11 protein-coding genes are annotated in these 11,921 nt (G+C 51.6%); all 11 read left to right on the top strand.

What is annotated here, in order from left to right:
- Positions 1-227 precede the first annotated feature (227 nt).
- Positions 228-491, top strand: a complete 264-nt coding sequence (locus ACQY8X_RS19535) for a DUF4212 domain-containing protein (protein ID WP_428036809.1) — start codon at positions 228-230, stop codon at positions 489-491.
- Positions 492-522: 31 nt separating this feature from the next.
- Complete coding sequence (locus tag ACQY8X_RS19530; RefSeq protein ID WP_428036808.1) at positions 523-2,331, top strand: sodium:solute symporter family protein; 1,809 nt, start codon at positions 523-525, stop codon at positions 2,329-2,331.
- A 160-nt stretch (positions 2,332-2,491) separates the two neighbouring features.
- A complete protein-coding gene (locus tag ACQY8X_RS19525) occupies positions 2,492-4,318 on the top strand; it encodes a DUF294 nucleotidyltransferase-like domain-containing protein (RefSeq protein WP_428036807.1) in 1,827 nt (608 codons plus the stop codon).
- A 34-nt stretch (positions 4,319-4,352) separates the two neighbouring features.
- Positions 4,353-4,952, top strand: a complete 600-nt coding sequence (locus ACQY8X_RS19520) for a 3'-5' exonuclease (protein WP_428036806.1) — start codon at positions 4,353-4,355, stop codon at positions 4,950-4,952.
- A gap of 176 nt (positions 4,953-5,128) precedes the next feature.
- Positions 5,129-5,482 (top strand): flagellar hook-basal body complex protein FliE, encoded by a 354-nt coding sequence (gene fliE / locus ACQY8X_RS19515; protein WP_428036805.1) that lies wholly within the window; start codon positions 5,129-5,131, stop codon positions 5,480-5,482.
- Positions 5,483-5,532: 50 nt separating this feature from the next.
- The gene (fliF, locus tag ACQY8X_RS19510; RefSeq protein WP_428036804.1) at positions 5,533-7,233 is read left to right on the top strand and encodes a flagellar basal-body MS-ring/collar protein FliF; all 1,701 of its coding nucleotides are present in this window, start codon (positions 5,533-5,535) and stop codon (positions 7,231-7,233) included.
- Positions 7,226-8,239 (top strand): flagellar motor switch protein FliG, encoded by a 1,014-nt coding sequence (gene fliG / locus ACQY8X_RS19505; RefSeq protein ID WP_428036803.1) that lies wholly within the window; start codon positions 7,226-7,228, stop codon positions 8,237-8,239. Before fliF ends, fliG begins: the two co-directional genes overlap by 8 nt.
- On the top strand, positions 8,239-9,015 hold the full coding sequence (locus tag ACQY8X_RS19500; protein WP_428036802.1) for a FliH/SctL family protein: 777 nt from the start codon (positions 8,239-8,241) through the stop codon (positions 9,013-9,015). Before fliG ends, ACQY8X_RS19500 begins: the two co-directional genes overlap by 1 nt.
- Positions 9,008-10,402, top strand: coding sequence for a flagellar protein export ATPase FliI (gene fliI / locus ACQY8X_RS19495; protein WP_428036801.1), 1,395 nt, complete (start codon positions 9,008-9,010; stop codon positions 10,400-10,402). Before ACQY8X_RS19500 ends, fliI begins: the two co-directional genes overlap by 8 nt.
- A complete protein-coding gene (gene fliJ, locus ACQY8X_RS19490; protein ID WP_428036800.1) occupies positions 10,399-10,842 on the top strand; it encodes a flagellar export protein FliJ in 444 nt (147 codons plus the stop codon). Before fliI ends, fliJ begins: the two co-directional genes overlap by 4 nt.
- Positions 10,843-10,901: 59 nt before the next feature.
- Positions 10,902-11,921: hypothetical protein (locus tag ACQY8X_RS19485; protein ID WP_428036799.1), on the top strand; the 1,020-nt coding region annotated here is incomplete at its 3' end.

Here is an 11,921-nt window from a genome sequence, read left to right as displayed (position 1 = left end):
CTCTTCCGATCTCTATTGCTCTTATACCTTTGTCTAATGTGTTGAGTTATATAGGTTTTTCGGGAATGGCTCAATGTGCCGCAGGGCTTGGGCTGGAGTCGGTTTTTCATCGTTTTGACTTATTTGATCAGACCAAAGTAGGGGATTTGTTTGCCAGAACACTTTGTTAAATTCTATCAGTCCACAACTTTTACTTAACCTAAATAACAAAAATAAGGATGGTGCAAATGTCTACTTCTTCACAAGACAATGCTGATGCCTACTGGGCTGAAAACCTGCGCATTATCATAACTTACCTGTCAATCTGGTTTGTAGTGTCTTTCGTAGCTGGGATCCTGTTTGTTGATCAACTGAACGCAATTCCGTTCTTCGGTTTCCCTCTGGGTTTCTGGATCGATCAGCAGGGTTCAATCTTTGTATACGTCGCTCTGATCTGGATGTACGTGTCTAGCATGAACAAGCTGGACGAAAAGTACGACGTTCATGAATAAGAACAATAACGACTGAGCTGAGGATGACAATATGAGTCTTGATCTACTAACTTACATCTTTATAGGGGGCTCCTTCGCTCTCTATATCGGTATCGCAATCTGGGCCCGTGCCGGGTCTACAAAAGAATTCTACGTAGCGGGCGGTGGTGTACACCCAATTGCTAACGGTATGGCGACGGCTGCTGACTGGATGTCTGCTGCATCGTTTATCTCTCTGGCCGGTCTGGTATCGTTTATCGGTCGTGATGGTGCTGCCTATCTGATGGGCTGGACCGGTGGTTATGTGCTGTTGGCGATGCTGCTGGCACCCTATCTGCGTAAGTTTGGTAAGTTTACTGTGCCTGACTTTGTCGGTGATCGGTATTACTCGACCACTGCACGTGTGATTGCCGTTATCTGTACTATCGTGATCTCCTTCACCTATGTGGCGGGGCAGATGCGTGGTGTGGGTATCGTGTTCTCCCGTTACCTGCATGTTGATATCAACACCGGTGTTATCGTGGGTATGGCGATTGTGTTCTTCTACGCCGTTCTCGGTGGTATGAAGGGTATTACCTATACTCAGGTAGCGCAGTACTGCGTGTTGATCCTGGCGTTCATGGTGCCTGCGATCTTCATGTCTATGCAGATTACCGGCCACTTCCTGCCTCAGCTGGGTCTGGGTGCAACACTGGATTCCGGCATGTCTGTTCTGGCAACGCTGGATAAGCTTTCGGTCGATCTTGGTTTTGCCCAGTATACCTCAGGGCAGAAGTCGACAATTGATATCTTCTGTCTGACCGCCGCTCTGATGGCTGGTACTGCAGGTCTGCCACACGTAATCGTACGTTTCTTCACTGTACCTCGTGTGAAAGATGCACGTACCTCTGCTGGCTGGGCGCTGATCTTCATCGCTATTCTGTACACTACGGTTCCGGGTGTTGCTGGTTTTGGCCGGGTAAACCTGATTCAGACCCTTAATGGTACTGATGAAGCAAATGTGGGTACTGAGTATGCGAAGATGCCTACCTGGTTTAAAAACTGGGAAAATGCGGGTCTGCTGGGCTGGCACGATTATAACGGCGACGGCAAGATTCAGTACTCTGCTGGTGCGGCGTTTGAAGGTGGTAAGCCGGCGTTTGATGGTGAAGCTCGGGGTGTGAATGGTGAGCGTGCAGTGACAAACGCGAAGGTTAATCCTACTCCTGCTAAGGGTGCTCCATTTGTCAACGAAGTCTATGTTGACCGTGACATCATGGTATTGGCTAACCCTGAGATCGCTCAGCTGCCTAACTGGGTAATTGCCCTGGTAGCGGCAGGTGCGGTTGCGGCAGCGCTGTCTACTGCGGCGGGTCTGCTGCTGGTAATCTCAACTGCGATTGCCCACGACCTGATGAAGACCTGTATCAATCCGAATATCTCTGAGAAACAGGAGCTGATGTATGCCCGTGTTGCGGCTATCGTAGCGATCTGTATCGCCGGTTATTTCGGTATCAACCCGCCGGGATTTGTGGCGCAGGTGGTGGCGCTGGCCTTTGGTCTGGCATCCTCCTCTGTATTCCCGGTTATCGTGATGGGTATCTTCAACGCTCGTATGAACAAAGAGGGTGCCATTGCAGGTATGGTCGTTGGTCTGGGTTCAACCATGGCTTACATGATCTACTTCACCTTTATGGGTGGTTCAAAAGACGATCTGTTCCTGGGTATCTCTACCGGAGGCTTCGGCTTCGTTGGTATGATCCTGAACTTTATCGTCGCTTACGTTGTGTCTATGATGACTCCACCGCCGCCTGCTGAAATTCAGGAGATGGTTGAGAATATTCGTGTACCCCGTGGTGCTGGTGCCGCTCACGCGCACTAAGATCTGAACAGATCTAGCTAAATGCAAGGCGCGCCAGCGAGGGTTGGCGCGCCTTTTTTTATCAGGTTTTCCTGGGGGAGGCGAAAGCTCCGGCTTAAAGGGTTATTGTGGCTCTTTAATCAGGCGCTTTCAGGGTTGTTTCTGGTGTGGAGGAATATGTATGCCATCATCTTTTAAAATGGAGAACATGCCGTTCAGTCTGCTCAATGAAAAGGAGCAGGAGGTACTGCGGTTAAGTCTGGATATTGGCTACTACCAGGCTGGAGAAACTATTCTGGCTGCTGAAAGTGTGCCAGAGGGGGTCTACGTTATCCTCAAGGGGCGTGTCGCTGAGAGTGATGTGCCTGAAGAGGGTAATGAGCAACAGCATCTCTATGTTCACTATACCAATGAAGATTATTTTGGTGGTTGGTCGGCTATCCGGGGTAAAGCGATTCATAACTTTATCGCGGTAGAAGAAACCATCTGTCATATCCTGCCCACCCGGGTACTGTTGGATCTGTGTGCTTCCAACAGCCGTTTTGCTGACTACTTTCAGCAGAGCTTGTCTGCCAAAACTGAGATTCAGGCCCAGGAGGGCGGGGATCAGGATATGGCGGAGTTTATGTTGGCGCAGATTAAAGATGGTTTGATTCGAGAGCCCCTGGTGGTGCTGGAAGGTACCAGTATTACAGAGGCGACGAAAATGATGCGCGAAAAGCATGCTGATTGCGTGCTGGTTAAGCGGGGTAATCGCTATGGCATGGTGACCGGTACCGATATTCTTGATGCCGTAGTGCTGAATAAGCTGAGTCTGGATGCAGATGTTGCTGAGATTGCCAGTTATCGTCTGATCTCGACGACCTCCGATGATTACCTGTTTAATGCGCTGATTACTATGACTCAACAGCGTATTGAGCGGGTGGTGGTGATGGATGAAGGTCGTCTCACTGGCGTTATCGAGTTGACCGACGTATTAAGTTACTTCTCCAGTCACTCACATGTGATTGGTTTGCGGATTGAACGGGCGCAGACTGTTGAGGATCTGTATGAAGCGGCGCATGGTCTGAATGATCTGATTAAGGCGCTGGTGTCGCAGGGGGTTAAGGCTCGCTTTGCTATGGAGCTGATTGCGGCGATGAATGAGCGGGTGATCGCGAAGCTGTTTGATCTGGTCATCCCCCGGGATATGCAGCCCCATGTCTGCCTGGTTGTCATGGGCAGTGAGGGGCGCGGTGAGCAGATCATTAAGACCGACCAGGACAACGCTCTGATCTATCGTGACGGTCTGATCTGGCCGGAGATGCAGGAGACCATGCAGCGCTTCAGTGATACGCTGATCTCGTTTGGCTTTCCCAAGTGTCCCGGCAATATTATGGTATCAAACCCTGCCTGGGTTAAGTCGATCGGCGAATGGACGCAGCAGTTGAGTGACTGGTCCTATCTGTGCGAAGGTGAAGCGCAGATGAATCTGGCGATTGCGGTGGATGCTCATCCGGTTGCGGGTAATTCAGCGTTATTTAAAACGTCTCGCAACTGGTTTCTGCGTCACCTGAAAAACAATGATGTGTTCTTTTCCCACTTCGCCCGGGCGGCGATTGAGTTTAATACACCGTTAACCTTTTTCGGCAACCTGAAAGATAAAGGCGAACTGGATGTGAAGAAGGCGGGTATCTTCCCGATTGTGCACGGTATTCGTACCATGGCGCTGCAGTTCAGAATCCTCGAAACCAACACCTTTAAGCGGATTGAGGCACTGATTGAAATGGGGCAGATGAAGGAGGAGCATGGTCGCGAGCTGGCGGAAGCGCTGGCGTTGTTTATTCAGACCCGTCTGAGACAGCAGGTTAAGCGTATCGATGGATCAGTGGATGGCGTTGATCTAACGCCTAATATCCTGGAGTTGTCATCATTGGATAAAATGGAACGAGATCTGCTGCGTGATGGCATGCATATCGTTAAGGGTTTCAAAAAGCATCTGACACTCAGGTATCACCTGGGAGGCTGAACGGAATATGATTATTCCCAGAACTATAAGAAAAATGAAAGACCGTATGGACCATAAAAATGGCCCGTACGCACACCTGTTTGAACCTTATGAAGGTGATGAAGTGGTATCGCTGGATTGTGAAACGACCAGTCTTAATGTTAAAGAGGGTGAGATTCTTTCTATCGGTGCGGTGAAAATTAAGGGCCGTAAGGTGATGACCAGCGAGCGGCTGGATATAAAACTGAAACCGCCAAAAAGTCTCACTGGTGACTCGATTAAAATTCACAAGATCCGTGCGGCCGACCTGGTTGACGGCGTTTATATGGATGAAGCGCTGGAGAAGGTGCTTGAATTCGTCGGTAACCGCCCGATTCTGGGTTATTACGTCAATTATGATGTGCGCATGCTGGAGAAGTATCTGCGCCCTCGCTATGGCTTTGGATTGCCGGGTAAAGCGATCGAACTATCTCATGTTTACCACGATATTATTAAGTGGCGTTACGTCGGCGGCGATGTTGATCTGCGCTTTGATACTATTTCAAAGCGTCTTGATATCCCGATGCTTGAGCGGCATACGGCATTGGGGGATGCGATCACTGTGGCGCTGATGTATGTGCGCCTGAAATATGGTGAGCCACCTGCGGCGGGATGATCTCAGTCTATGTCAAAAAACAAACGGGCCTATGGCTCGTTTTTTGCTTTATACAATGATGAGATTAAAAATTGACACGTTTTTGTGTCATATTATTGGCGAATAAGCTGTTTTGCTGCTTGATAAGTGGCTGTTCAAACTTATAATGTCAATATATTGCCATTTTAGAGGTATCTATGGTTGTACGTGCAGACATAAACGCGGTGTTGCAGCAGATGCGTGAAGTCAAAATGCAGGCCCAGCAGGGTATTTCTCCGGATATGCAGCGCCCCAATGGCGTTCGTAGTGTTGCCGCTGAGCAGAACGGTGAAAGCTTTGCTGATCTGTTTAAGGGCGCTATTGATAGCGTGAATAATTCCCAGGCTCAGGCGAAAAGCCTGGCAACGGCCTACGAGCAGGGTGTTGCCGGTGTTGATCTGCACCAGGTGATGATCAGTATGGAAAAGGCTTCGGTCTCATTTCAGGCGTTGACTCAGGTGCGTAATAAAATGGTTAGCGCCTATGAAGACGTTATGAAAATGCCGATCTGATGAGTCTAATACGCATAAAATGCAGTCGTAGCATCAGGGTGTCAGGTTAGATGGAGAGCGCAACAGTGCAGGCAGGAACAGGTGGATCGGTAGCCTTTGGCTTTAACCGCTTGGGGCTGGTGCGTCAGTTGGGTCTGATGGTGGGGCTTGCGGCCACTATTGCGATCGGCTTTGCCGTTGTGCTCTGGTCGCAGGAACCGGATTACCGGGTGCTCTACAGTAATGTTTCCTATGCGGATGCTAATCAGATCGTTGAGCAACTGCAGCTTAACGGTATTCCCTATAAGTTTGATTCAACCGGCCACAATATACTGGTCGCGGATGAGTATCTGCACAAAGCCCGGTTGCGTCTGGCTGCCGAGGGTTTCACAAATGATAATACTGTTGGTTTCGAACTGCTGGATAAAGATCAGGGGTTGGGAACCAGTCAGTTCATGGAAAATGCCCGCTATCGTCGGGGTCTGGAAGGTGAGTTAGCCCGTACTGTCACCAGTATGCTGGCGGTGCGAAGTGCCCGGGTGCATCTGGCGCTGCCAAAACAGTCGGTGTTTGTCCGGGATCAGCGTAAGCCAACGGCCTCGGTGTTTCTTGATCTGGTTGCTGGTAAGCGGCTGGAGCCGATTCAGGTTGAGGCCATTACCAATCTGGTTGCCTCCAGTATCCCTGAATTGTCGAGTGAAGATGTCACTGTGGTCGATCAGAAGGGACGTTTGCTGAATACCCGGGATATGGATACCGATGTGGTTCTTGCCGCAAAGCAGCTTGAGTACACCCGCAGAATTGAGGAGACCCTGGTTAATCGGGTTAACAGCATTTTGCAGCCGGTAGTGGGGTTAGGGCGATACCGGGCAGAAGTGTCTGCAGATATCGACTTTACCGCCGTTGAACAGACCGATGAGATCTATAATCCTGATCTTCCAGCGTTGCGCAGTGAACAGGTGCTGGACGAAAGTACTACCGGGCAGGAAGCTGCCAGTGGTGTGCCTGGGGCATTGTCAAATCAGCCTCCAGGGGCAAGCTCTGTTCCACAGGTGGGAGCTGCTGGCTTGCCGCTGCAGAATGAGGGAGTCGTGGCGCGTCCGGCAGGACCGAAAAATGCCCGTTCACAGGCTACCCGGAATTATGAGCTGGATCGCTCGATCAGTTATACCAAACACCAGATGGGGCAGATTAACCGTCTGTCTGTGGCGGTGGTGGTTGATGATATTCCGACAGCCAGCCCTAATGGTGGGGAGAAAACTCGTAGTGCCTGGGATCAGAATGAACTGGATCGGTTGACTATACTGGTTAAGGATGCGGTTGGTTATTCTGCGGTTCGGGGGGATAGCGTAAGCGTGATCAATTCGCCGTTTGCAGTGCCTGAGGTCTATCAGGAAGAGGAGATCCCCATCTGGAAGCAGGAGTGGGTGCTTGATATTGCGAAACAGGTATTGGGTGGGATATTTGTACTGCTGCTGGTATTTGGTGTGCTGCGACCTATTATGAAAAATCTGGCTGTCAGTGCCGCGCATAAAGCAGCGGCCGAAAGTGCAGCGGCGAAGACCGACACTAATATCGCTTCCGAGCTGGAGTCGCTGGATATGAGCGGCATCTCGGCAGACCGGGTTACCTTTAGTGGTATTGATAATGCGTTGGCACCGACCCCGAATGAAACCTATGAATACCAGATGAATGCGATCCGCAGCATGATTGCTGAAGACCCGGCTAAAGTTGCGCAGGCGATCCGTCAGTGGGTGATTGAGAATGAGTGATGTAAAAGAGTCAGGCGCTGAACTGACTAACATTCAGAAGGCTGCGGTGCTGCTGATCTCGCTGGGCGAGAGTGATGCGGCAGAAGTGTTGCGCTATCTGGGGCAAAAAGAGGTGCAACAGCTGGGTTTAACCATGAGCAATCTGGATAACATCCCGCAGTCCACGGTTGAGTCGGTGATGGCTGATTTTATGGAAGCGATCAGTGATCAGACCAGCATCGGTATCAATAATGACCACTATATCAAAGAGATGCTGAGTCAGGCGCTGGGGAATGATCGGGCGCAGACTCTGGTTGACCGGATTCTGATGACGACCAATACTTCCGGCCTGGAAAGTCTTAAATGGATGGACTCCCGTCAGGTTGCTGAGATTATTCGTTATGAGCATCCGCAGATTCAGGCGGTGGTGATTGCCTATCTCGACCCTGATCAGGCGGCTCATGTGTTACAGCGCTTTGATGAAAATGTGCGTCTGGAAATCATGATGCGAATTACCTCGCTTGATCAGATTCAGCCCTCTGCCCTGCAGGAACTGAATGATATCCTCGAATCGCAATTCTCCGGTGCAAGCAGTCAGAGTGCCAGTCTGGGCGGCCTGAAAACAACCGCGAATATTATGAACTACTTTGATTCTAATATTGAACAGGAGCTGATGGAGAAAATCCGTGAGATGGATGAAACGCTGGGTGATCAGATCGCTGATATGATGTTTGTATTTGATAACCTCATCGATATCGAAGACCGGGGTATTCAGGTTATTCTGCGTGAGATTAATACCGATACTCTGGTGGTCGCACTGAAAGGTGCGGAAACCGGGCTGCAGGAAAAAATCTTCAAAAATATGTCGAAACGAGCTGCCGAGCTGTTGCGTGATGATCTTGAGGCCAAAGGTCCGGTGCGTGTCAGTGAGGTTGAAGATGCGCAGAAAGAGATTCTCAATGTGGCCCGACGTCTCGCTGATGAGGGTGAGATTGTACTGGGTAGTGGCGGCGAAGAGATGTTGTAATGCGGATGAAGGCGATCGATAAGTCAGTTATCAGAATACGTGCAGAAGATGCCCGGGCGGCGGCTCTCTGGACGCTGCCTGTGATGCAGAGTCATCACCTGGTGGGGTTGCAGCGTAAGCCTGAAGCGGTTGTGGAAGATGTGGTTGAAGAGGTTGTGGATGGCCGCCTGAAACTGTCAGAGCTTGAAAAGATTCGTGAAGACGCCTATCAGGAGGGGTTGCAGCAGGGGCGTGATGAAGGGTTGCAAAAGGGGCTTGAAGAGGGGCGCGCCAGTGGCCGTCAGCAGGGACTGGCAGCGGCGCGTGCTGAGATTGATGCACAGTTGCAACTCTTGAGTGCTTTGCAGCAACAGCTGAATCAGCCGCTACAGCAGGTGAGTGCTCAGGTTGAGCAGGTGGTCGTTGAGTTGATTACCGAAATGGCTGAAGCGGTTATCGGTGCTCAGATTGAGCTGGATAGCGCAGCGGTGATTAAGGCGGTTGAGGATGCCATCGCTCAGCTACCGCAAACGGGCGCTGAGATTAAAATTATTCTCCATCCTGATGATGTTCCGCAGCTGGAGCCGCTACTGGCGCTGAATGAGCGCTGGAGTCTGGTTGAAGAAGCGACGCTCTCCCGTGGCGGTTGCAAGGTGGTGAGCGGTTATGGCTTGCTGGATAACACGGTTGAACGGCGTTTTGATGCTGCAATCTCCTGCTTACGTAACGCTTTACTTCAAGCTGACGATGAGGACTCTGTCTCATCGTCAGAGCAGCCACCGGAAACGCATGAGTGATCCGCTGCTAAAACGCCTGTCCCGGCTTCGTGGTCTCGACTATCAAATTCCCGCGCCCGTTGCTCATGGGCAGATAACCCGTCTGATCGGTCTTACGCTGGAAGCCGTGGGTATTAAGGCATCTATGGGTGAGTACTGTCTTATCTATCCTAAGCATGGCGATCCGGTTGAAGCGGAGGTTGTTGGCTTCTCCGGCGATCGCATCTATCTGATGCCTGTTGATCTGCTGGAAGGATTGTCACCGGGCGCCCGGGTGAGCCCAATGCAGGGTGGGAGTGACGTTGCCGTTGGTTTTGAGTTGTTAGGGCGGGTTATTAACGGTGTGGGTAAACCATTAGATGGCCTTGGGCCGCTGGGTTGTAAAACCACGGTACCGTTGCAGGGGCGAAATATTAACCCGCTTAGCCGTCAGCCTATCCGGCAGACGCTGGATGTAGGGATTCGGGCGATTAATTCGCTGCTGAGTGTTGGTCGTGGACAGCGTTTGGGGTTGTTTGCAGGAAGTGGTGTAGGTAAAAGTGTGCTTTTGGGGATGATGACCCGCTTTACCGAGGCGGATATTGTTATCGTTGGGTTGATTGGTGAGCGTGGCCGGGAGGTGAAAGAGTTTATCGATCACAGCCTTGGTGAAGAGGGGATGCGGCGTGCGGTGGTGGTTGCATCCCCAGCCGATGAATCTCCGCTTATGCGGCTCAGAGCAGCACAGCTGGCAACCCGTTTGGCGGAATACTTCAGGGAGCAGGGGAAGAACGTACTATTGCTGATGGACTCACTGACCCGTTATGCGCAAGCCCAGCGGGAGATCGCTCTGGCGGTGGGTGAGCCGCCGGCAACGAAAGGGTATCCCCCTTCGGTATTTGCCAAACTGCCGAAATTAGTAGAGCGCGCCGGTAATGGCGACAGCGGCGGAGGGTCAATCACTGCGTTTTATACTGTCCTGACCGAGGGGGATGATCAGCAGGACCCGATTGCGGATTCTGCCCGGGCGATTCTCGATGGTCATATTGTTTTGTCCCGCACCCTGGCCGAGCGGGGGCACTATCCGGCGATCGATATTGAACAGTCGATCAGTCGGGCGATGCCTCAGGTGGTTAGTTCTGATCATCTTAAAGCGGCAATGGGATTTAAGCAGATCTATTCTAAATTTCAGCAGAATAGCGATCTTATCTCCATTGGCGCTTACGTGCGCGGCAGTGATGCCGAAACCGATTTTGCTGTCGAGCGGATGCCACTGATGAATGCCTTTCTGCAGCAGGGGCTGGATGAGTCTTTTGGCTTTCAGAAGAGCCTTACCGACCTGGCAATGGTGTTAACGCCGAATCCGGCTAGTGTGGGGGCTGGCCAACAGGGGCGGCAAAATATTGCTATGGGTAATCAGACACAGTGAAGAAGCGGTCAACCCGGTTACAGGTAGTACTTGATCTTGCGGAGCGTAAGCGTAAGCAGGCGGATCAGTGGCTGAGTCAGGCGCAGACAAAAGTGCAGCAGGGTGAGGCCACGCTGGTGCAGTTGCGAGAGTACTACGCTGACTATGCGAATAGTTTTTATCAGGTTGGTGCGTCAGGTGTTTCGCCGGGCCAGATTCAGACGCATCAGGCGTTTATGCAGAAATTGAGGCTGGCTGTCGAGCAGCAGGAAAATGCCTTGCAGATGGATCGGGGTCAGCTGGAGAAGGTGAAAGAGTATTGGCAAAGTGTCTATCAGCATTTCAAAGCGGTGGATATGCTGGTGGATAAACTGAAACGACAGGAGTCGCAGCAGGCAGACAAACTGCTGCAGAAAGCGCTTGATGAACGTTCACAGTTGATTCGTCCACCCTTTATCTGAGTTTTATGGCACCGATTGTGCATTGTTTGGATAGATAGCGATCTACCTGGAAATGCAGTATGAACCAAACTCTTTCGGCCTCTAATGGGGTCGGGTCATTATTGAACGTCGGATCGGTGCCGGGAAGTGCTGTGGCAGGTGCGGTAACCGCTACGGTGCCTTCAAGCTTAGCTTCTGCGCCGCCGTCATTTGATGATTCTTTGCGACAGGCACAGCAGGCGCCCGTTGTTGCTAAGCAAGTCAGTGTCGGGCAAAGCGATCTGGCAGAAAAAAGCAGCGGACAGAATTTGCCGGTCAGTGGCCAGTTATTGCCAGCAGGAAATCGTAGTGTGGCAGAAAGTGCGGCTACGCAGGTAGTGGTTGATACGGTTGCTGAAGAGACGGCTGAGGCTGTCGCACGGGTTGAAGAGGGGGGGCGGTTGCAGCAGTTAGAGCAGCGGTTTAAACAGCTCAGCGCTGATCATGCCGATGCTGCCCAGACGAAAAAAGATGAATCGGGTGATGATACCTTAAAGCAGATTGATCAGTACCGCCGGGCTGACCTGGCGGTGGCGTTGGATTCTGCACTGAAACAGTTGGGGAGTGTTTCTCCGCAAGCTGACGTTAGTGCTGCTTCTGAGCGCGTTAACACGTCTGCTTCTGCGACAGGCGTGACAACGTTTTCTGCCGCTGTTGTGCCACTTAATTCTCAAGAGTCGTTACCGCAGACGGAGATTGCTGTCCGTGAAGCTTCGTTGGTTATTCAGTCACCGACAGATGTGGACGCGCAACGCCAGGATCGATCGGTAGCTTACCCGCAGATAGCCGATCAGCCACTCAAGCCGGAGCAGCAGAATTTCGCGCCTCCCCAGGATAAGATGATCCCGGGTTTAGCGGTAGCCGATCAGGCGCAGTCGCCTCAGGCAGAGCAGGGCTTCGTGGTTGCCGAGAATGGGATGACCCCGGGTGCAGAGATAGCCGCCCAGTCACCGTCACCTCAGGCCGAGCAGAATTTCGCGGTTCCCCTGAATGAGATGACCCCGGGTTCAGCGATAGCCGCTCAGTCACCGTCACCTCAGGCCGAGCAGAATTTTACAGTT

It is taken from the genome of Amphritea sp. (assembly GCF_050300915.1).
Classification (GTDB): domain Bacteria; phylum Pseudomonadota; class Gammaproteobacteria; order Pseudomonadales; family Balneatricaceae; genus Amphritea.
The sequence above is the reverse complement of the archived record's forward strand: the minus strand, read 5'-3'. Positions and strand labels throughout refer to the sequence as shown.

Bases quoted from the DNA above. Each gene is read 5' to 3' on its own strand.
- ACQY8X_RS19535 (WP_428036809.1), top strand. From the start codon at position 228: ATGTCTACTTCTTCACAAGACAATGCTGATGCCTACTGGGCTGAAAAC.
- ACQY8X_RS19530 (WP_428036808.1), top strand. From the start codon at position 523: ATGAGTCTTGATCTACTAACTTACATCTTTATAGGGGGCTCCTTCGCT.
- ACQY8X_RS19525 (WP_428036807.1), top strand. From the start codon at position 2,492: ATGCCATCATCTTTTAAAATGGAGAACATGCCGTTCAGTCTGCTCAAT.
- ACQY8X_RS19520 (WP_428036806.1), top strand. From the start codon at position 4,353: ATGAAAGACCGTATGGACCATAAAAATGGCCCGTACGCACACCTGTTT.
- fliE (WP_428036805.1), top strand. From the start codon at position 5,129: ATGGTTGTACGTGCAGACATAAACGCGGTGTTGCAGCAGATGCGTGAA.
- fliF (WP_428036804.1), top strand. From the start codon at position 5,533: ATGGAGAGCGCAACAGTGCAGGCAGGAACAGGTGGATCGGTAGCCTTT.
- fliG (WP_428036803.1), top strand. From the start codon at position 7,226: ATGAGTGATGTAAAAGAGTCAGGCGCTGAACTGACTAACATTCAGAAG.
- ACQY8X_RS19500 (WP_428036802.1), top strand. From the start codon at position 8,239: ATGCGGATGAAGGCGATCGATAAGTCAGTTATCAGAATACGTGCAGAA.
- fliI (WP_428036801.1), top strand. From the start codon at position 9,008: ATGAGTGATCCGCTGCTAAAACGCCTGTCCCGGCTTCGTGGTCTCGAC.